Source organism: Microvirga sp. 2MCAF35 (genome assembly GCF_052115545.1).
Taxonomy (GTDB): domain Bacteria; phylum Pseudomonadota; class Alphaproteobacteria; order Rhizobiales; family Beijerinckiaceae; genus Microvirga.
Genome location: NZ_JBFRGW010000032.1, coordinates 12,914 through 33,031 on the forward strand (window position 1 = coordinate 12,914; position 20,118 = coordinate 33,031).

General features: G+C 64.8%; 22 protein-coding genes. 9 read left to right on the top strand and 13 right to left on the bottom strand.

Annotated features, from left to right (window positions below; genetic code table 11):
* Positions 1 to 165 precede the first annotated feature (165 nt).
* The 5 genes from AB4097_RS15815 (at position 166) to AB4097_RS15835 (ending at position 4,343) form a co-directional block, all read left to right on the top strand.
* On the top strand, positions 166 to 423 hold the full coding sequence (locus tag AB4097_RS15815; protein ID WP_442041207.1) for a DUF6356 family protein: 258 nt from the start codon (positions 166 to 168) through the stop codon (positions 421 to 423).
* 84 nt (positions 424 to 507) lie between these two features.
* Positions 508 to 1,014 carry a L,D-transpeptidase gene (locus tag AB4097_RS15820; RefSeq protein ID WP_442041209.1) on the top strand — a complete coding sequence of 169 codons (507 nt, stop codon included), beginning with the start codon at positions 508 to 510 and terminating at the stop codon, positions 1,012 to 1,014.
* A 172-nt stretch (positions 1,015 to 1,186) separates the two neighbouring features.
* Positions 1,187 to 2,341, top strand: coding sequence for an aminotransferase (locus tag AB4097_RS15825; protein WP_442041211.1), 1,155 nt, complete (start codon positions 1,187 to 1,189; stop codon positions 2,339 to 2,341).
* A gap of 97 nt (positions 2,342 to 2,438) precedes the next feature.
* Positions 2,439 to 3,527, top strand: coding sequence for a polyamine ABC transporter substrate-binding protein (locus tag AB4097_RS15830; RefSeq protein WP_442041213.1), 1,089 nt, complete (start codon positions 2,439 to 2,441; stop codon positions 3,525 to 3,527).
* Between the two features lie 93 nt (positions 3,528 to 3,620).
* The gene (locus AB4097_RS15835; protein WP_442041215.1) at positions 3,621 to 4,343 is read left to right on the top strand and encodes an SIMPL domain-containing protein; all 723 of its coding nucleotides are present in this window, start codon (positions 3,621 to 3,623) and stop codon (positions 4,341 to 4,343) included.
* Between the two features lie 191 nt (positions 4,344 to 4,534).
* Here AB4097_RS15835 and AB4097_RS15840 read toward each other — a convergent pair whose 3' ends face one another.
* The 10 genes from AB4097_RS15840 to AB4097_RS15885 all read right to left on the bottom strand — a co-directional run bounded on the left by AB4097_RS15840 (position 4,535) and on the right by AB4097_RS15885 (position 13,535).
* Entirely contained in the window at positions 4,535 to 6,523 is a 1,989-nt protein-coding gene (locus tag AB4097_RS15840) for a methyl-accepting chemotaxis protein (RefSeq protein WP_442041217.1), read from the bottom strand.
* Between the two features lie 209 nt (positions 6,524 to 6,732).
* Positions 6,733 to 7,191 (bottom strand): PTS IIA-like nitrogen regulatory protein PtsN, encoded by a 459-nt coding sequence (ptsN, locus tag AB4097_RS15845; RefSeq protein ID WP_442041219.1) that lies wholly within the window; start codon positions 7,189 to 7,191, stop codon positions 6,733 to 6,735.
* Between the two features lie 83 nt (positions 7,192 to 7,274).
* Positions 7,275 to 7,853, bottom strand: coding sequence for a ribosome hibernation-promoting factor, HPF/YfiA family (gene hpf / locus AB4097_RS15850; protein WP_442041221.1), 579 nt, complete (start codon positions 7,851 to 7,853; stop codon positions 7,275 to 7,277).
* A 117-nt stretch (positions 7,854 to 7,970) separates the two neighbouring features.
* Positions 7,971 to 9,395: an RNA polymerase factor sigma-54 gene (gene rpoN / locus AB4097_RS15855; RefSeq protein WP_442041223.1), complete on the bottom strand. Its 1,425-nt coding sequence runs from the start codon at positions 9,393 to 9,395 to the stop codon at positions 7,971 to 7,973.
* Between the two features lie 89 nt (positions 9,396 to 9,484).
* The gene (gene lptB / locus AB4097_RS15860; protein ID WP_442041225.1) at positions 9,485 to 10,348 is read right to left on the bottom strand and encodes an LPS export ABC transporter ATP-binding protein; all 864 of its coding nucleotides are present in this window, start codon (positions 10,346 to 10,348) and stop codon (positions 9,485 to 9,487) included.
* Between the two features lie 32 nt (positions 10,349 to 10,380).
* A complete protein-coding gene (locus AB4097_RS15865; protein ID WP_442041227.1) occupies positions 10,381 to 11,019 on the bottom strand; it encodes an LptA/OstA family protein in 639 nt (212 codons plus the stop codon).
* On the bottom strand, positions 11,016 to 11,753 hold the full coding sequence (lptC, locus tag AB4097_RS15870; RefSeq protein ID WP_442041229.1) for an LPS export ABC transporter periplasmic protein LptC: 738 nt from the start codon (positions 11,751 to 11,753) through the stop codon (positions 11,016 to 11,018). Before lptC ends, AB4097_RS15865 begins: the two co-directional genes overlap by 4 nt.
* 104 nt (positions 11,754 to 11,857) lie before the next feature.
* Entirely contained in the window at positions 11,858 to 12,472 is a 615-nt protein-coding gene (locus AB4097_RS15875) for a ribonuclease D (protein WP_442041231.1), read from the bottom strand.
* Between the two features lie 112 nt (positions 12,473 to 12,584).
* The gene (locus AB4097_RS15880; RefSeq protein WP_442041233.1) at positions 12,585 to 13,031 is read right to left on the bottom strand and encodes a hypothetical protein; all 447 of its coding nucleotides are present in this window, start codon (positions 13,029 to 13,031) and stop codon (positions 12,585 to 12,587) included.
* A 99-nt stretch (positions 13,032 to 13,130) separates the two neighbouring features.
* Positions 13,131 to 13,535, bottom strand: a complete 405-nt coding sequence (locus AB4097_RS15885) for a response regulator (protein ID WP_442041235.1) — start codon at positions 13,533 to 13,535, stop codon at positions 13,131 to 13,133.
* A gap of 409 nt (positions 13,536 to 13,944) precedes the next feature.
* Between AB4097_RS15885 and AB4097_RS15890 the strand changes: the two genes are divergently transcribed.
* Positions 13,945 to 14,496, top strand: coding sequence for a sigma-70 family RNA polymerase sigma factor (locus tag AB4097_RS15890; protein WP_442041237.1), 552 nt, complete (start codon positions 13,945 to 13,947; stop codon positions 14,494 to 14,496).
* A gap of 184 nt (positions 14,497 to 14,680) precedes the next feature.
* On the opposite strand, the gene AB4097_RS15895 is transcribed toward AB4097_RS15890, so the two are convergent.
* Entirely contained in the window at positions 14,681 to 15,196 is a 516-nt protein-coding gene (locus AB4097_RS15895; RefSeq protein WP_442041239.1) for an Hsp20/alpha crystallin family protein, read from the bottom strand.
* A gap of 77 nt (positions 15,197 to 15,273) precedes the next feature.
* Positions 15,274 to 15,756, bottom strand: coding sequence for an Hsp20 family protein (locus AB4097_RS15900; protein WP_442041241.1), 483 nt, complete (start codon positions 15,754 to 15,756; stop codon positions 15,274 to 15,276).
* A 287-nt stretch (positions 15,757 to 16,043) separates the two neighbouring features.
* Between AB4097_RS15900 and AB4097_RS15905 the strand changes: the two genes are divergently transcribed.
* Positions 16,044 to 16,208: a hypothetical protein gene (locus AB4097_RS15905; protein ID WP_442041243.1), complete on the top strand. Its 165-nt coding sequence runs from the start codon at positions 16,044 to 16,046 to the stop codon at positions 16,206 to 16,208.
* Positions 16,209 to 16,322: 114 nt separating this feature from the next.
* Positions 16,323 to 18,077, top strand: coding sequence for an adenylate/guanylate cyclase domain-containing protein (locus tag AB4097_RS15910; protein ID WP_442041245.1), 1,755 nt, complete (start codon positions 16,323 to 16,325; stop codon positions 18,075 to 18,077).
* Between the two features lie 9 nt (positions 18,078 to 18,086).
* Here AB4097_RS15910 and AB4097_RS15915 read toward each other — a convergent pair whose 3' ends face one another.
* Positions 18,087 to 18,842 carry a HugZ family pyridoxamine 5'-phosphate oxidase gene (locus tag AB4097_RS15915; protein ID WP_442041247.1) on the bottom strand — a complete coding sequence of 252 codons (756 nt, stop codon included), beginning with the start codon at positions 18,840 to 18,842 and terminating at the stop codon, positions 18,087 to 18,089.
* 261 nt (positions 18,843 to 19,103) lie between these two features.
* On the opposite strand from AB4097_RS15915, the gene AB4097_RS15920 reads away from it, so the two are divergent.
* Complete coding sequence (locus AB4097_RS15920; RefSeq protein ID WP_442041249.1) at positions 19,104 to 20,111, top strand: LacI family DNA-binding transcriptional regulator; 1,008 nt, start codon at positions 19,104 to 19,106, stop codon at positions 20,109 to 20,111.
* Positions 20,112 to 20,118: the final 7 nt, after the last annotated feature.

Genomic DNA, 20,118 nt, shown 5'->3' on the forward strand with positions numbered 1-20,118 from the left:
ATTCGATAAGATGGCCGGGAAGCGCCCCGGCCATCTTTCTTTGCGCGCAGCCAGCACGAGGCATGGCCGCGACGTGATGGGCCGCACGCCTTGGCCGCAGAAACGTCGTTGAGCACTTTGTGCGCAGGGATTAGGGTTGAACTTGTCCTTTCAGGAGCGCAGTCCATGTCCTTGAAGCGTCTGTTCACCGATCATCCGGACTCTGTGGGTGAGAGCTATCTGGAGCACATGAGCGTCGCCTTGAGCTTCGCCGGCCCCCTGCTCGTTGCCGGACTGGCAGCCTTGATCCATGCATTCCTGCCTTTCCTGTTCCTCACGACCGCCAGTCGCAAGGTGAAGCAGCTGCATGCGCGGATGGTGAACCGCCATCCGCATCCGGGTGACACTTCTGACCGGATGCCCGCCTGGGACCCAGTGATATGAGCATGCTCCGGCAGAACCAGCTGGAACCGTAGCCTTATCTCTCGCGTCTCACCCTCATGCATCACTCGCAGGAGGGTTCGGGACATGAGTGCGCGCGCCGCATTCGCCATCGTGGCCATCGTCGGCATCGCTTTCACCGCCACAGCCGCATCAGCCCGCGAGGTCGTGCCGTTCGAGGGGCGCGTGTCGCCGGGGACCATCGTGATCAAGACAGGTGAGCGTCGGCTCTATTACGTGCGCGGCGACGGAACCGCCTTGCGCTACCGGGTTGCGGTCGGAAAGCCCGGCAAGCAATGGTTCGGCGAGGCGCGGATCGACGGCAAATACGTCCGTCCCGCCTGGGCCCCGCCCGCGGAGGTCAAGCGCGACAACCCGCGCTTGCCCGACGTGATCCCCGGCGGCGCCCCGAACAACCCCATGGGCGCCCGAGCGCTGACCCTCAATCTCGACGAATACGCCATCCACGGCACCAATCGCCCGAGCTCCATCGGAACGTATGCCTCCTACGGCTGCATCCGCATGCTTAACGAGGACATCGTCGATCTCTACGAGCAGGTGAGCGTGGGGACCCGGGTGGTGGTGGAGCGGTAGAGCATCGGACCCAAAAGTGGACTTGCATTTTTAGGCCCAATCCGATGCTCCAGGGTCGGCTGCGGGCTGCGGGCCGCAAAGGCCTGGTTTGTCGAGAAAGCCGGTTCGATCTTCGCTCGCTCCGTGGTACGAAACACCTCGACGCCACGGCCATCAGCAACGAGAGAGCGGCATGAACCGACTGTTCGCCAACCTGCCCACCACCGTTTTCGAAGTCATGTCGAGCCTTGCCCGGGAGACCGGGGCGATCAATCTCGGCCAGGGCTTCCCGGACGATCCCGGCCCCGAGGACGTGCGGCGGGCGGCGGCCGATGCGGTGCTGAACGGCTACAACCAGTACCCATCGATGATGGGCATCCCGGAACTGCGCTCGGCCATCGCGGCCCATTACAAGCACTGGCAGAACGTCGATCTCGACGCGAACACCGAAGTCATGGTGACGTCGGGTGCGACGGAAGCGCTCGCCGGCGCGATCCTCGGCATCGTGGAGCCGGGCGACGAGGTGGTGCTGTTCGAGCCCATGTACGACGCCTATCTGCCGCTCGTGCGGCTCGCCGGCGGCGTGCCGAAATTCGTCACCCTGCAGCCGCCGCATTTCCGCCTGACCGAAGAGGCGCTGGCGCAGGCCTTCTCGCCCAAGACCAAGGCCGTGGTGTTCAACAATCCGCTCAACCCGACCGCGACCGTGTTCTCGAACGACGATTTGAACCTTCTCGCCGGTTTCTGCCGCCGTTTCGACGCCATCGCGATCTCCGACGAGGTTTGGGAGCACGTGGTCTTCGACGGCCGCAGGCACCAGCCGGTCCTGGGCCTGGAGGGCATGCGCGACCGCTCGGTGAAGATCGGCTCGGCGGGCAAGATCTTCAGCCTCACGGGCTGGAAGGTCGGCTTCGTATGCGCCGCGCCGCACATCATGAAGGTGCTGGCGAAATCGCACCAGTTCCTCGCCTTCACGACGGCGCCGAACCTGCAGGCTGCGGTCGCCTATGGGCTTGGCAAGGACGATGCGTATTTCGAGGGCATGCGGCAGAACTTCGCCCGCAGCCGCGACCGCTTCACCGATGGATTGCGGACCCTCGGCTTCGACGTGATCCCGAGCCAGGGCACCTATTTCGTCAATATCGACATCTCAGGCTTAGGCGAAACCGACGATGTCGCTTTCTGCCGCCGCCTCGTCATGGAGCATGGCGTTGCGGCAATCCCAGTCTCGGCCTTCTATGCGGAAGGCGCGGTGAAGACCGTCGTGCGATTCTGCTTCGCCAAGAAGGATTCGACCCTCGATGCCGGGTTGGAGCGGCTCGCGAAGGCGATCAAAAAGGCCGCCTAAAATCCAAGTGGCCTGCCGACAACTTGGACATTGTTTCTTTCCCGAGAATTTCCTAGCCTGCCACCGTTCTCACTGATCTTGAGGAGTGCCGCCCTAAATGTTCCGTCTTCTCGCTTCGGTTGCTCTGACCCTCGGTCTTGTCACCGCCGCCGCCGCCCAGGAGCGCGCGGTCAACGTCTATAACTGGTCCGATTACGTGGATCCGAAGGCGCTGGACGAGTTTACGAAACAGACCGGCATCAAGGTGGTCTACGACACCTACGACAACAACGAGATCGTCGAGACCAAGCTTCTGGCCGGCAAGTCCGGCTACGACATCGTCGTGCCCTCGGGCCCGTTCCTGCAGCGCCTCATCGGCGCCAAGGTGTTCCAGAAGCTCGACAAGGCGAAGCTGCCGAACCTCTCCAACCAATGGCCGGAGGTGACGCAGCGTCTCGGCGTGTTCGACCCGGGCAACCAATATGCCGTCAACTACATGTGGGGCACCACCGGCATCGGCATCAACGTGAAGAAGGTGAAGGAGATTCTTGGGCCCGACATGCCGCTCAACACCTGGGACTTGGTGATGAAGCCGGAGATCTCCTCCAAACTGAAGGCCTGCGGCATCTATATGCTCGACAGCCCCGAGGATCTCTTCCCCGGCGTGCTGGCCTATCTCGGCCTCAACCCGGATTCCAAGCGCGTCGAGGACCTGAACAAGGCGGGCGACGCCCTGTTCCGCATCCGCGGCAACATCCAGAAGTTCCACTCCTCCGAATACATCAACGCGCTCGCCAACGGCGACATCTGCGTGGCGGTCGGCTATTCGGGCGACATGATCCAGGCCAAGAACCGGGCCGAAGAAGCCAAGAACGGCGTCGAGGTCGGCTACGTCATCCCGCGCGAGGGCGCGCTGATGTGGTTCGACAGCTTCGCGATTCCGGCGGATTCCAAGAACGTGGCCGAGGCGCACGAGTTCATCAACTTCATGATGAAGCCCGAAATCGCCGCCATGAACGCGAACTTCGTGTCCTATGCGTCCGGCAACCTCGCGGCCAAGCAGCATATCGACAAGGCGATCCTCGACAATCCCGGCATCTATCCGGACGAGGCCACCATGAAGCGCCTCTTCACCAACACGGCCTATGACGAGCGCTCGCAGCGCACCGTCACCCGCCTCTGGACCAAGGTGAAGACCGGCCGTTAATCCGCCGCTCAGGTTCATTTGCGCATCTTCGCGATGCCCCGAAAGCTCCGCCTCCCGGGCGGGGCTTTTCTTTTTGAAGAAGGACGTTTCCTCATGCGCCTTGCCGCCGTCGCCGTTCTTGCGGCCTTGAGCCTCGCCGCCCCGGCGCTCGCCCAGACCTCCACGCCGCGCCAACCGACGATCAGCGTCATGGGCACGGGCGAGGCGGAGCTGAAGCCGGACTTCGCCCGCATCCATGTGACCGTGGCGACGCAGGCCGACACCGTGGCGCAGGCGACCGCCGCCAACAACACCGCCACCGAGCGGGTTCTCGCCCGCATCCAGGGGCTCGGCATCAAGCGGGAGGACATCCGGACCGCGAACTTCCAGGTCTTCCAGACGCCGCTCCAGGTCGGCCCGGACGGCAAGGAAATCAAGACGCCGAAATTCTCGGCCAACCATCAGCTGAGGATCACCACCCGCGATCTCGACGGCGTCGGGCGTCTTGCCGGCGAGATCCTGGCCAGCGGCGACATGACCTTCCAGTCGGTCACCTTCGGCCTCGACAGGCAGGAAGAGGGTGGCGACAAGGCCCGCGAAGCCGCCGTGCGCGATGCCCGCCGCCAAGCGGACGTCTATGCCGCCGCGGCCGGCGTTGCCCTGGGCCGCCTGCTGGAGATCCGGGACGGTTCCGCCCAGCCGTTCGAGCCGCAGCCCGACATGCGGATGTCCATGGCGATGGCCAAGGGTGCGGAATCGGTTCCGATCGTGCCGCCGGCGACGATCCGCTACACGGCCAACGTTCAGCTCGTCTGGGAGATGGCCACGAAGCCCTGAGAGGACGGCTCGTAAAGCTCTGACCTCATCCTGAGGAGCAGCGCAGCTGCGTCTCGAAGGATCGTCCAATGCTCTCTGGAACCGCCCTCGCCCTTCGAGACGGTCGCTTAAGCGACCTCCTCAGGATGAGGGCTCCGGTCAGTGCCGTTTCATGAGCCGGACTATGAGGATCCGGCCATCCATGGTGGGCTTCAAGCCGCCCTGACGCTCTGAAGGAACTGGCCGATCTCGGCGCCGAGGCGCTGGGCCTGGCTTTCCAGGAGGACCGAGAGATCCGCCACGCCCCTGGCGGCTTCGAGCGACTGGGAAGCGACGCCCTGCGTCGTCTCGATGGCCGAGGTGCCGGCCTGGGCTTCCGTGGACACCTGGGCCACGGACCGGGCGATCTCGGACACGGCCGCCGTCTGCTGGCTCACCGTTCCGGCCACCGTCGACACGACGCCGGCCAGATCCTCGACGGAGGCCTGCACGGTGCCGAGCGCCACCAGGGTTTCGCGCGAGGCCGCCTGCACGGCCTCGATCTGCCGGGCGATCTCCTCCGTGGCCCGGGCCGTCTGACCGGCGAGATCCTTCACTTCCGACGCCACCACGGCGAACCCCTTGCCGGCTTCTCCGGCACGCGCCGCCTCGATGGTGGCGTTGAGCGCGAGCAGGTTGGTCTGGGCCGCGATGGAGCGGATGAGGTTCGCCACTTCGCCGATCTGCGAGGTGGCCGCAGAGAGGGTCGACATGCTGTTGGACGCACCGCGCGCTTCCGCCACCGCACGCTCGGACGCCTGCGCGGAGGCGTTGGTCTGGGCCGCCACCTCGGCCAGCGACGCATCGAGCTCGTCCGCGGCGCTCGCCACCGCCGACATGTTATGCGCCGTGCGGGTGGATGCGGCGCCCGCGATCTCAGCCTGCTGGGTCACGTGATTGGCCGATCCCTCCAGCTGCCCGGACGCCTTGGCGAGATCGCCCGTGACCTGCCGGACCTCCGCGAGGATCTGCTCGACCGAGGTGTCGAAGGCCATGATCGCGTCGGAGATCCTGTGAGCCCGGTCGGCATCGATGGCCGCCAGGCCCTCGCGCTCCTGCGTCAGCCGCTCGCGCTCGCGGGCATTGTCGCGGAAGACCAGGACCGTGCGGGCCATGGCGCCGATTTCGTCGGTCGCATCGGTCGAGGGAATCTCGCTCGCCGCATCGCCGTCCGCCAGCCGCCGCATGGCCTGCTGGAGACGGGTCAGGGGCAGGGAGATCGAGCGGCCCACGAGGACGTTGAGAACCAGGCCGAACAGCAGCGTGGCGCCCATGGCCCAGAGAATCAGGGTGAAGGTACGGTTCTGCGAGGCGGTGAGCTGCTCATCCGTCTTGTGCGCCTCGGTCCGGACCTTGGTCAGGAGCTGGTCGAGAACCGGGACGAGCAGATCGAACTGGCCCATCAGCTTCTCGCCCTGGCCGGAGACCTGCTGCTCCAGCTCGCTCCAGGCGTGGAAGGCCTCCTGGAACGTCACGCTTGCGGATTCGATCGCCGCCTTGTCCTTCGGATCGCCGGAGAACTGGGCCAACGCGCGGGTGAACCGCCCCTGCTCGACCTCGAAGGCGCCCAGGATGCTTTCTTCCAGCAGGATGCGGGCGCGGGCCTCCTGGTTGAACATGCCGAGCATGGCGGCCCAGAGGCGCCACGTGATCGTCTCGCCGCTGCCCGTCAGAGGGCGCACCAGCTTTTCCAGATTCGCTTCGGCCCGGAGAAGGCGCCCCTGGGCTCCCTCGTCCGGCTTCGTGCCGACCGCCACATAGAGCTTGTCGAGGGCGGCGCCCTGGGCGATCAGGGTCGCCGAATGCTGCTTCAGAGCCTCGATCTCGGGCTCGATCATGCCTGCACCGGGAGCGGCGCTCATCTCGTCGAGCTGACCGGCGAGAGCCTTGTGCTGATCCATGAAGGCCTGACCATGATGGCCGAGGCGGCTTGCCGTCCATTCTCCGGCCGTGACCTTCAAGGCATCGGCCCTGCCCCGGAACTGGTTGGCCTTCTCGGCCAGGGCGGAATAGGTCTGTTGCGCCGACAGCGCCTGTTCGACCTCATGGCGGCCTGCTTGAAACACCGCACCGATGACCGCGAAGCCGAGCACCATGACGCCACTCAACGTGGCGACACGCACCCGTACCGACGGCCGCCTCAAACGAGCAAGAGACGACATTCCCCCGAATCCCTCTTTAGCGCATCGTGCGGAAAAGTGGCCCCGGTTTTCCGCTTGAACGATGCGCTGCTCAAGGGATGGAGCATCGGATCGACCCCAAAAGTGCAGATCCACTTTTGGGTCCGATGCTCGGGGACTTTGCGGCAGGATTGCGGCGGACGCGTTAAAGAGAGATTTACGTTAGGTCAGAAATCCGCTCGCGAGCCGTTTCAGGCCGCCTTCGGCAGTTCCGTCATGATGGCATAAAGCGCCGTGGCGTCCCGCGTAGCCCTGACCCGTTCGATCAATCCGGGCTCGCGCAGGACCCGGGCCACCCGCGCCAGGGCCTTCAGGTGGTCGGCTCCGGCCCCTTCGGGAGCGAGGAGCAGGAAGAGCACGTCGACCGGCTGGGCGTCGAGGGCTTCGAAATCGACAGGCTTTTCAAGCCTCGCCACGAGGCCGAAGATACGGGTCAGGCCCGGCAGCTTGCCGTGCGGGATGGCAATGCCCTCGCCGATCCCGGTCGAGCCCAGGCGTTCGCGCTGCAGGAGGGCCTCATAGATGGCGTCGTCGGCGAGGCCCGTGAGAAGGGCCGCCTGGGAGGCCAGCTCTTGAAGAGCCTGCTTTTTGCCGCTGACGCGCAAGGCGGGCAGAACGGCCCGAGGGTCTAGAAAATCCAGCAAAGGCATCGATCACGCTGCATTATGATGTGAAGCCTGGAAGGCCTCGCACCGTTCCACGCAAGAACCGGGCCAAGAAGAGGTAGCTCTCCTCAAGGCTGTGGGAGCGGCGGATCGACCCAGCCGATCGCTCCGTCGCCGCGGCGGTATACGACGTTCGTGCGGCCGGTGCTAGCGTGGATGAACACAAGGGCGGCCGCTCCGGTGAGATCGAGCTGCATCACGGCGTCGCTGACGGAGAGCCTGTGAAGGGGCTTGGTGGTCTCGGCGATCACCATCGGGTGATAGGTTTCCTCCTCGACCCACTCGTCGCCGGGGGCTTCCAGCACGGAATAGGCCATCTCGAGACCGTTTCCCGTTCGGGCGGTCGCAGGACCGGAGCGGCCCTTCAGCCGCTGCTTGTAGCGGCGCAGGCGATTCTCGATCCGGCCCGCCGTCTGATCGAAGCTGGCATAGGCGTCCTGAGCGGCCCCGGAGGCCTCCAGGGTCATGCCCGAGGTCAGGTGGAGCACGCAGTCGGTCCGATAGCCTGTGCCATCGCGGGTGACGGTTACATGGCCGGAATAGCCGCCGTCGAAATATTTCGACAGCGCACTGGCCACCCGGTCCTGGACCTGAGATCTAAGGGACTCGCCGATATCGAGATTCTTCCCCGACACCCTCAACGTCATCGCGTTCTCCTCCTCTTGCGCCGTCGCTTCGCTGCGATCCTTCTGGGTGGCGCTTGGAGCCGATGATGATCCGAATGGGGACCAATGCAAGCCTTGATATGGCGGGAACCCGACAGTTCAGCCTTTGATCCTGTGCTTTCGGCGCCGATCCGCCGAAGAGGGGATGCGAAGGGCCTCCCGGTATTTCGCAACCGTGCGCCGGGCGACCTGGATCCCCTCCGCTTTCAATTTCTGGGCAATTGCCTCATCGGAGAGCACGTCGCCGGAGCGCTCCGCCGCGATCAGCTGCCTGATTCGATGCCGGACCGCCTTGGCCGAATGCTCGCCTTCCCCGGTGGCGGCGCTGAAGAAGAACTTCATCGGATGGGTGCCGCGCTCGGTGCCGATCGCCTTGTTGGCCGCCACACGCGAGATGGTGGATTCGTGCATGCCGATCCCCTCCGCCACGCTCCTGAGCGTCATGGGGCGCAGGGCCGACACGCCCTCGCGGAAGAAGTCCTCCTGCTGGCGGACGATCTCGGCCGCGACCTTCAGGATCGTCCTGGCGCGCTGGTCCAGGCTGCGGGTCAGCCAGCTCGCGGTCTGCAGGCAGTCGGACAGGAAGCTTTTATCCTCGTCCTTGCGCACCACCTTGGCGACTTGCGCGTAATAGGAGCGGTTGAGCAGGATGCGGGGCAATGTGTCCGGGTTCAGTTCGACGTGGAGACCGCCGTCCGGGGCAGTGCGCACCAGGACGTCGGGCACGAGCACGTCGATGGCGGCCGGCGTGAAGGCCAGACCCGGCTTGGGCTCCAGGTGGCGGATTTCGGCCAGCATGTCGGTGAGATCCTCCTGATCGACGCCGCAGACCTTTCTCAACGCCGCGAAATCCTGGCGGGCGACAAGGTGGAGATGGGACAGGAGGGTCTGCATGGCCGGATCGAGCCGGTCGCGCTCGCGCAGCTGAAGGGCAAGGCATTCGGCGAGATCGCGGGCGCCGATTCCGGCCGGCTCGAAGCCTTGGATCAGCCTCAAGGCGCCCCCGGCCTCCTCGGGCGTGACCCGGAGCCGGGCGGCGAGTTCTGCCAGATCTTCGGTCAGGTATCCGGCTTCGTCGAGATTGTGGATCAGGTGCTCGCCGATCAGGCGCAGCTTCGGATCGGCGGTGGCGAGATCGAGCTGCGCCTCCAGATGCTCGCTCAGGCTCGCAGCCCGTGCGAGCCTCTCGCCCATCTCAGAGTTGAGCTCGCTGTGACCCGCGCCCGCCGCCTGCCCGGTCGACGCGGATCCGGCCTCTGCCCGGGACGGGGGCGGACCGGGGACGATCCGGGGCCCGGCGGAATCCGCCTTCTGCTTGGCGCGCAGGAAATCGGCAAGGCTCGGGACCGGCGCATCGGCCGGTGTTTCCCCTTCCTGCAGCAGGGGATTCCGCTCGAGCTCGGCTTCCACATAGGCCGCGAGCTCCGCATGGGAGAGCTGCAGCAGCTTGATGGATTGAACGAGCTGGGGGGTCATGGTCAGGGACTGGCCCTGGCGCATCTCCAGCCGTTGCATCGTGCTCATGAACGCACCCGGGAAACGTCAGGCATGCTTCTTGCATGCCCCGACAGTTTTACCGCGTGCGCTTCCCTGAGGTCAAAAGGCGAATCGTCCTAAAGACGGAAATCCTCGCCCAGATAGAGGCGGCGCACCTCTTCGTTCGCCACGATGGCGTCGGGGGTGCCCTCGGTCAGAACGCGGCCGGAATGGATGATATAGGCCCGGTCGATGAGGCCGAGGGTCTCGCGCACGTTGTGGTCCGTGATCAGCACGCCGATGCCGCGGCGGGTCAGGTGGCGCACGAGGTTCTGGATGTCGCCTACCGCGATGGGATCGATGCCGGCGAAGGGCTCGTCGAGAAGCATGAAGGTCGGCTCGCCCGCCAGAGCGCGTGCGATCTCGCAGCGCCGCCGCTCGCCGCCCGAAAGCGCGATGGAGGGCGATTTGCGCAGGCGCGTGATGTTGAACTCGTCGAGGAGCGCATCGAGCTTGCGCTCGCGCTCCTTGCGGCTCGGCTCGACGATCTCGAGCACCGCCCGGATGTTGTCCTCCACGTTGAGGCCGCGGAAGATCGAGGCCTCCTGCGGGAGATAACCGATGCCGAGACGGGCGCGGCGATACATGGGCAGGCCGGTCACTTCGTGACCGTCCAGGCTGATGACGCCGCGATCGGCGGCGACGAGCCCGGTGATCATGTAGAAGATGGTCGTCTTACCGGCGCCGTTGGGGCCGAGCAGGCCGACCGCCTCGCCTGCGCGCACGTTCAGGCCGGCATCCTGCACCACGGTGCGGCCGCGATAGCTCTTCTGCAGACCTTTGACGGCCAGGATTCCCGGGCCGCCGAACACGGCCTCGCTCTCCGTGCGGCGAAAGACATGCGGGGTCGCCCCAACGGAACGGGGTTCCAGGAGGCTCACATCGGAAGGACCGGATTGAGAACGGTTGAAAAGCGGTTTCACGGGCTCATCGTCGATCATGAAAAAGGAAAAAAGCGGGAGAGGCCCCTGCCCTAGTTCGTAGCCGGCCGCTGCTGGGGCTTCGGCTTCGCCCCACCTGCGGCAGGCGCTCCGCCGGCGCCCGTCGGAGCAGGCCCGCCTTGGCCGGGCACGAAGAGCGCCCTCACGCGGCCGCCGGGCGTCGTCTCGATATTCGCCACGCCGGTGTTGATGTCGTAGAGCACCCGCTCGCCCTTGGTGACGTTCGGTCCGTCGCTCAGGGTCGCGTTGCCGGTCAGCATGATCTTGTTGGAGCCCCGATCGAAGGTGGCGTTCTCGCCCGTCGCGACCTGGGTGCGCGACACGATGGTGACCGGCCCCTTGCAGTCGATCTTCTTGATGGCGCTGTCGTCGGTCGCCTGCGTAGCCGCCGCTTGGCCACCGTTCTGGTCGCGCTGCTCGTAAAACACGGTCATGATCGTGCACTTCATGGTGCTCTCGCCCTGGACCGCCACCACGTCGCCGGTAAAGACCGCGCGGCCTTCCTTGTCGAAGACGTCGAGCTTGTTGGCGTCGATCTTGATCGGCTCCTTGCTGGAACCGAAATTGCCGAAGCCGACGGCCCGCTCCTTGCTGGCCTGGGCAAAGGCCGCGTCGATGGGAGCCGGGGAGAGAAGCGCGAGGGCTAGGGCGGCGCGGGTGAAACTCATCATGGACGGATACTTGTCTGTTGGGGTGCAGGCGCCGTGGAGCCCGTGCCGGCAGCGTCGGGAGTGGATGGGGTGGAGCCCGAGGGCTGGATGACGGTGCGGACGCGGCCCGAAAAGCTCATGACCTTGCCGTTATCCGCGACGTCGAGCCCCTCCGCGTCGATGGTGCCGTTGCCGAAGGACACGCTGACGGGGTCGGTGGACACCACCGAACCGGCCTTGAACTTCACGAAAGCCGTCTGGAGCTTGACCTCATAGCCGGCATCCGTGGTGACCACGATGTTCTGGCGCAGCCTCATCTGCTCTCTCTTGGTATCGAGGACCCCGGAATCGGCCCGGAGTCGCGCCACGCCGCCCCGCTCGTCGGTGACGATGCGTGCCCTGAGATCCTTGAGCTGTACAAGATCGGGCTTGCGCACGTCCTGCGTGGCGGCGCTGGCCGTGACCTCGTAGGGGCGGTTGTCGTTCTTGAAGCCGGTCAGCTTCGGGCTCTCCATGGTGACGTTCGTGCCGGTCACGCCGATGGAGCCGAAACTCAGGTTCTCGATCTGCTTGAAGGGATTGTAATACGCCACGAGGCCGACGCCGGCCATGCCGAGCAGGGAGCCCAAGGGAATCGCCACCTTGGCGAAGCTGACCCACCGGGAATGACGACGGGCCTTGTTGAAGGCGCGCGACCGTACGGCCGACCTCGAGGCCGGGCCATCACGCATCGTGGTGCCCTGAATTCCCGTCACGTTCGTCAACCCCTTCCGCCACTCTGTCGGCATGGCGCCATGCCGTGGAGACATGGCGATGTTATGACGGATATGGGTTTTATGCGGGAAAGTTTAAGCCTGCGTCAAGAATGGGCGAAAATATCCGTCTCCGGCCACCCGAGAAGGTCGAGCTGGGCGCGGGTCGGCAGGAAGCCGAAGCATTGATGGGCGATGCCCAGCCTGTTCTCCCGCTCCAGCAGGCGGTCGAGCTTGTCCTTCAGGGCATGGAGGTGCAGCACGTCGGACGCCGCGTAATCGAGCTGGGCCGTGCTCAGGGTATCGGCGCCCCAATCGGAGGATTGCTGCTGCTTCGACAGATCCACCCCGAGCTGCTCGCGCACCAGTTCCTTGAGCCCGTGACGGTCCGTATAGGTGCGCACGAGCCGCGAGGCGACCTTCGTGCAGTAGATCGGACGCGGCATGATGCCGAAGGTGTGGAAGATTACCGCAAGGTCGAAGCGGGCATAATGGAAGATCTTGAGCACGCTCTCGTCGGAGAGCACGCGGATCAGGTTCTCCGGCAGGGGCCCGTCCTTGAGGATCTGCACCACATCCGCCGTACCGTCTCCGGTCGAGATCTGCACCACGCACAGGCGGTCGCGATGCGGGTTGAGACCGAGGGTTTCGGTGTCGATGGCGATCGCCGGGCCGGGCTTGTAACCGGCGGGCAGGTCGCCGCGATGGAAGCGTACTGTCATGGCGTATCCAAAAGGTCGGAAACTGCCTCTAACCCGTCTCGACGCGGGCTTCAACGGCAGAGAAAAGCCCCGCGGCCGGCGGGGCCTTCCCGGTGATCACTGGACGCAAGCCTCAATGGCAGGTCCGGACCCGACGCACGACCACCCGGCCGTAGGGGCCGACGACGCGGCGAGGTGCGACGACGCATCTGGAAGGAGCGTAATAGCCCGGCGCGTAGTAGGGATTGGCTGCAGCGCCCGCGACGGCCCCCAGGGCGAGACCGCCGATGACCCCGGCCGCAACGGCTCCGCCGTAATTGGGGCGCCGGTAATAGCCGTAGGGGTAGCCATAGCCGTAATACCGCCCAGGTCCGTAGCCGTAATAGCCACGATGACCGTAATAGCGCCCGCCGCCATAATAGCGCGGGGCGTAGTAGCGTTGCCGCAAACCATGGGGAGCATAGCCGTCGCCATGGTAGCGTCCCCACCGGGGCTGGGCTTCGGCCGGGGCAGGCTGGACGGCGACCGAGCCAACAAGGACAAGCCCCACAGCCGCCAAGGTTCTGAACGAAACGCCCATGCCGTCCTCCAAAAATCCGAACTTTCGGGACAACGGAGGGCCAAGCCTGGATGTTCCGCTTTTGTCTTCGATGCCGGTGCCGACCGAAGCCGGAATGCCCTATTCGCGAACCGGGAGCGGAACCGGATGCATTCCGCCACTATTGTGACCGGCATTCCTCAACTCAGCGAGGACGCCCAAGAGCGTTTCCCGGCTGACCGGCTTCTCGAGCCAGGGAACATCCTGCAGTTCCGGCGGGCAATCGGCTTTCCGCGGGAGGCCGGAATAGACCGTGAAAGGGACGCCCCGGCTCTTCAGTGCACGGGCGATCTCCAGGGAGGTGCCATCCTTGATCATGATGTCGAGGATGGCGACGTCCGGCGCGTCGCTCTCAAGCCATTGCAAAGCTTGGTCATTGCTCATGAAGACCCCGGCCACCGCGAAGCCGGCATCCTCCAGGAACGCCTCCAGAGACATGCCGAGCAAAGCTTGGTCTTCCACGATCATGCAGCGGGTTTGTGCCATCATATCCATCATGCTTGGTGGCTTGATCGGCCACGATCGGGGCTGGAGCATCGGACTTGGGAACGGAAAGGGATCCATTCCAGGGGCCGATCCGGCGCGCCAGCCGAGAGCAAGCGTCTAGAACGGGTAAACGGCCGCCAAAAACGTTTCCGCCGTTCCAAGATGACTAGAGCATCTTTCCACGCAAAACCGGTTCCCACTTTTGCGTTCGATGCTCTAGCGGATTCCTCCACCCGTTGCATTGACGAATGTAAATCGTCTGCCGGGAAAACGGGTCGATGCTCTCACGATTTGTTCATCGGCACCTCTGCCGCAATGATGAAAGATCACGTCAGGCTTCGCATAAGTTAATGCAGCGGATGGCCAATTGGGGTCTGGTGACGGGTCCGAGCCGGAGGAGTTGTGCAGATTGTCAGTCGAAAGCTCCCTGAAACAGCAGATGCTCGATGCCGTCCCGCATCTGCGGGCCTTCGCCATTTCTCTGTCCGGCAGTGTCGACAGGGCAGATGATCTGGTTCAGAGCACGCTGCTCAAGGGTCTGAGCAATCTCGACAAGTTTCAGCCCGGTACCAGCATGCAGGCATGGCTCTTCACCATCCTGCGCAACGATTTTCTCACCCAGGCCCGCCGGAGGAAGCGCGAGGTCGAGGATCCGGAAGGCTCCTGGGCCGAGAAAGTCGCGGTGATGCCCGATCAGGGCGCACGGCTCGATTTCACCGACATGCTCAAGGCCCTGAGCAAGCTTCCGGTCGACCAACGCGAGGCCCTGCTGCTCGTCGGCGCGGAGGGCTTGTCCTATGAGGACGCGGCGCGGATCTGCGGCACCAATATCGGAACCATCAAGAGCCGGATCAACCGCGCCCGCAATCGCCTGTCGGAAATCCTGAAGCTCGATGCGGACGGCGATCTCGGCCCGGACAATCTGGTCAAAGCCGCCTTGTTCATGCATGCCTCGCCTTGAACGGCGGTGCAAGCGGATATCGATGAACAGGCGCCTGGACGCCTTCCTTTCTGTCATGGCCGGCCTTGTGCCGGCCATTTCGATCGGAAAAACGCTGCGCTTCTCATGATCGAGATCACCGGCACAGGGCCGGTGATGACGGTGGAGAGACTGGCGGGACTTTGCCGCCAGCCTCCCGGCATGATCAATGCTTGGTCTCTTCGGCGGCGCGGTTGATCGCGATGCGTTTCACCTGGGGACGGCTCTCGGGTGATTTCGGCAGGGTCACCGTGAGAACGCCGTTCCTGAAACTTGCCTCGATCTTGTCCTCGTCGACGTCCCAGGCCATCGGGATGCGGCGTTCGAAACGGCCGTAATAACGCTCGCTGAAAGCGCGCTCCTTGTCCTCGATCTCGGATTTGCGCTCGCCGCGGATGGTCAGGACGCCGTCCTGCATCAACACCTCGACATCCTTGTCCTCGACGCCCGGCAGTTCCGCCGAGACGCGCAACTCCTTGTCGGTTTCGACGACCTCCATCTGCGGCCAGCCGGTGGGCCGGTTCGTGCCGCCGAGCGGCGCCATGTCGAAGCCGCGCAGAACGTCGTCGAAGAGCCGGTTCATTTCGCGATGGAGCGTCATGAAAGGATCGCTCTCCTCGCGGTAGCGGCCCGAAGCCATCTGCTGGTTGCGAGCCCAGGGAATAAGATCACGCATGTTCATGGTATCTTCCTCCTTCACTCAAAGCCGATGGATGCGGCGCCGGCATGGGCCGGCGCCCTTCGTTGTCCCGGCAAGCCTTATGCCGCCTTGCCGTGCTCGATCTGCTGCGGATGCCGGCCCAGCTGCGTCGTTCCGCTGCCGGCCGTGATCTCGATCCGGCGCGGCTTGAGCGCTTCGGGCACCTCGCGCTTGAGGTCGACCGTCAGGAGGCCGTTCTCCAGGCTCGCGCCCGTGACCTTCACGTGATCGGCGAGGTTGAACGTCTGCTTGAAGGCGCGGGTGGCGATGCCGCGGTGGAGATATTGCCTGCCCTCTTCGGAGCCCTTCTTCTGGCCGGACACGAGAAGCTGGCTCTCCTTCTGCGTGAGTTCGATCTCATCGGGAGAGAAGCCCGCGATGGCCATCGTGATGACATACTGGTCTTCGCCCACCTTCTCGATGTTGTAGGGCGGCCAATTGGTCATGGGCTCGATCTGAGCGGACTGGTCGAGCATGTCGAACAGCCGGTCGAAGCCGACCGTCGAGCGATACAGGGGGGAAAAGTCGAAAGCTGATCTCATCACCATATCCTCCATTGAGCAACATGGACCTGAGAGCGCCGGACACCCGCCGGCGCCCGCCATGCCAAGCCTCTAAAAAGGCCTCGGCAATATTGATGGTGGGAAGCGGATTTCAGGATTTCAAGAGGTGCCAGGCACCCCGGCGACGTGCTTTTCGAACATTCTGGTTCTCGCATGGGCCGCGCATGGTTCGGCGCGGACCCGGAGGGCTGCGTTCGTGAAAACCGGATCCACTTTTCCGCCCGATGCGCTAGCATTGGGACGCTTCGACCAAGGAAAGACAGACCATGCTCCGCATTCTCTCCCTTGCCGTCCTGACAGCCTTCGCCGTTCCGTCCCACGCGACGGACACCCATCGAGACAAGACGATCCTCGCCCAGCAGCAACAACCGCCGCAGCAGGCTCCGAAGCGGGATTGCGAGAGAAAACGCGATGAAGGCGTGAGCTCCTAGCGCATCGTCTGGACCCTAAGAGAGTGCGTGGCCGGGCGCCCCGGGGCCTGGGCCGACTGGACGGCCTTGCCAAACGGCCTCAGAATGAAGCCGAGACGATGCGCTGAGGATGGAATGAATCCGCAGAAGCAAAGGGTCGAGCGTCGGCTGGCCGCCATCCTGGCGGCCGATGTCGCGGGCTACGCACGTCTCGTGGAGGCCGACGAGGTCGGAACCCTTCGGATCCTGACGGCTCATCGCGCGATCATGGACGGGCTTATCGCCGAGAATGGCGGACGCATCGCCAATACGGCCGGCGACAGCATCCTGGCCGAGTTCCCGAGTGCGGTCGATGCCGTCCAATGCGCCGTCGAGATCCAGGAGCGGCTCGGCCTGGAGCCCGGGAGTCAAACCCTGCGGTTCCGCATCGGCGTGCATGTGGGCGATGTCATGGTGCGGGACGGCGATCTCCTCGGCGAGGGAGTCAATGTGGCGGCGCGACTGCAGCAGCTGGCGCATCCGGGTTCGGTCTGCGCGTCGGAAACGGCCTACCATTACGTGCGCAAGCTCTTGCCCCTGGCCTTCAGCGATCTCGGGCCGCAGCGGGTGAAGAACATGGAGGAGCCGGTCCGGGCTTATTCCCTGAAGACAGACCCCGTGGCGTCGACGGGGTCGGACCATGCCAAACCCCTGCCTCTTCCCGACAAGCCCTCGATCGCCGTGCTCCCCTTCACCAATCTGAGCGAGGACCCGCAGCAGGAATACTTCGCCGATGGTCTGGTTGAGGACATCATCACGGGCCTGAGCCGGGTCAGGTCCTTTTTCGTGATCGCCCGAAATTCCTCCTTCACCTACAAGGGTCGCGCCGTCGACGTCAGGCAGGTCTCCCGCGAACTCGGCGTGCATTACGTTCTGGAGGGCAGCATCAGGAAGGCGGGAACGCGGGTCCGCATCGCCGGTCAGCTGATCGACGGCGTGACCGGGCACCATGTCTGGGCCGATCGCTTCGACGGGGACATGAGCGATATCTTCGAGTTGCAGGACCGCGTGACGGAGAGCGTGGTCGGGGCGGTCGAGCCCAGCATTCGGCTCGAGGAGATCCGGCAGGCCCACAGCAAGCCGACCACCTCCGTCACGGCCTATGACCTGTATCTGCGCGCCCTGCCCTGCTTCTACAAGATGACCCGGGAGGGCTTTGCCGATGTCCGCAGACTCACGAACGAGGCCCTGAGCATCGATCCCGGTTTCACGCTGGCAAAAGCGCTCGGCGCCTATATCCGCAGCATCTCGGTGAGCCAATGCTGGCACGAACCGGACGATATCCGCGTCGCCATCCGCATGGCGCGCGAGGTGATGGCGGAGGCCCGCGACGATCCGACGAGCCTGCGCTTCGCGGCCCAGGTCCTCGCCTACAGCGCGAAGGATTATGACGCGGCCCTCAACGCGATCGAGCGCTCTCTCTATCTCAACCCGAACTCGGCCCAGAGCTACACGAGCAGCGGATGGGTCAACACCCATGCCAGCCGGCCTCTCGTGGCCATCGACCATTTCCACAAGGCCATGCGCCTGAGCCCGCTGGACCCGGAGAAGGGCATCGCCCTTTCGGGGATCGGGATGTGCTACCTCATGCTCGAGCAGTTCGAAGACGCCTTGAACTGGGGAGAAACCGCCCTGCGGGAGATGCCGGGCTACGGCTCGTCCTACAGGGTCGTCATCGGGGCCTTCGTCGGGCTCGGACGGCTCGATGATGCGAAAGCGGCGGCGGAGCGCCTGATGGAAGCCTTCCCGACCTATACGCTGACCCTGCAGCGCCAGATCAATCCCTGGCGCGACCAGACCTTCGCTCAGCGCTATCTCGATGCGCTCCAGGTCGCGGGCATCCCCGAGTGAACGCGACCATCATGAAGCCCTGCTCCGGGCCTCGTTCGCCAGCCGGATGAGCATGGGGCGCACCTCGTGCGGTCCCGTCAGGGCTTTCGGGAAGGACAGGCGCAGGATGTCGTCGCCCAAGGCCATCTGGAGGCCCTCGGGATCGATCCCGATGAGACGCCAGGTGCCCTCGCGGGCACCGCAGAGCCGGGTGGCGTAGAGTGCGACTGCATCGCTATGCTCGGCATTCATGTGCTCGATGGCGCTGGCTTCGAATTCGTAGAAATCGAAGAATTCGGACATGTCGGCGAGCAGGTCTCCGGGCGTCATGCGATAGGCCCGGCCGAAACCGCCATTGAGGCTGCCGGACGACACCTTGAGGCGCCAGAAGCCGAAATCCGGGAAGTCGACGTAGAGCTCGGCCTTGGGATGCTCCAGCAGGTAGCGGCGGCGGATCTTCTTCGTCTCGTCCGCATCCCGGTCGAGGCGCTCCGCGGTCGCCTGCAGGGTCAGGCGCGGATGCGCCAGCGGATCGCCTTTGCCGATGGAGGACAGGAGCAGGGAGCAGCGTGGATCGGCCTCCATCAACCTCGTATGCACCGAAAGCTGCGAGGTGAGGATGACAGGAGAGCCGTCGAGATCCGTTCCGACCTGAACGAGGCTCGCGAACGGCATCCCGCTCTCCTGGTCGTTGCTGGCGAGCGCGCCGGAGCGGGCCGTGCGCATCAGCCTCTTGGCCAAGGCGCGAGCGTCATCGTCGACGGGCAGGATTGGGTCTTTCGCCATCTCGCGTTCTCCGGATCCCGATGCCGGGATTATACACCTCCGAGCAGCGGACCCCATAGCATTGGTCATCTCAACCGACGCATGAGCCTTGATCCGTTCGCTCCGTCAAGCAGCGAACGCCGGACCTTCCCCAGCGGCAGCGGATCGAGCGCCGGTCGCCAGGCTCTTATCGGACCTTAGACCAAGGATTAAGATTGGGAAGATTGACTTCCCAAAACGTTTTGGAGATTAAATTGTGGGCACATGGAGGGCGGAAACCCTGTGTCGAACCTGAAGCTTCTCGCGCAATCGCTCGGCCTGTCGATCACCACGGTCTCGCGGGCTCTCGACGGCTATTCCGACGTGGCCCCGGCCACGCGCGAGCGCGTCCAGGCGGCGGCTCAGGCGATGAACTATCGCCCGAACCCGGCCGCTCGCAGCCTGCGGCGACGCAAGGCCGAAGCGGTGGCCGTGACCCTGCCGACGGAGCCGGGCCGCTTCGGTCCTCCCATTTTTCTCAACATGCTGGCGGCCTGCGGGCAGCGTCTGGCCGAGGAAGGCCTCGACCTGATGCTGCTGCCCATCGCCGGACGCGCCGGCGAGATGGAAACCTACCGGCGGCTCCTGGACGGGCGCCGGGCCGATGCGGTGATCGTCGTGCGCACAAGGCTCGAGGATGAGCGCGTCGCCTTCCTGAAGGAACGCGGCATTCCGTTCGTCACCCATGGCCGCACCGCCCGGTCGGAAGAGCACGCCTTCATCGACGGCGACGGCGAGGCCGGTTTCAGGGAGGCAGCCCAGATGCTCGCGTCCCTGGGCCACCGGCGCATGGCCCATATCGCCGCGCCCCAGGATCTCACCTTCGCTCACTTTCGCCGCAAGGGCTGGCTCGCGGCGCTCGAAGACATCGGCTCCCCGGAGCCGCTCGAATACACGGCGCAGCCGACGGAAGCGGGCGGCTACGAGGCCGCGCAATGGCTGCTCCGGCAGAGCGCGCCTCCCACGGCGTTGCTCTGCGCGACCGACAGCATGGCGATCGGCGCCCTGAGCGCGCTCAAGGAGCACGGCTTCACCGCAGGGCGCGACATTGCGGTGATCGGCCACGACAATCTGCCCTCCGCGGCTTTCACCGATCCGCCGTTGTCGAGCATGGAGATCGCGGCTCCCGATGTTGGACGGCAACTGGCCGAGATGCTGATCGCCCGCTTAAGCGGTCGTGAGCCGTCCGAGCTGCAAACCATTCTGCCGGTTCGGCAGGTTCCGAGGGCCACCCACGGACCGGCGAACTGAGTCTGAT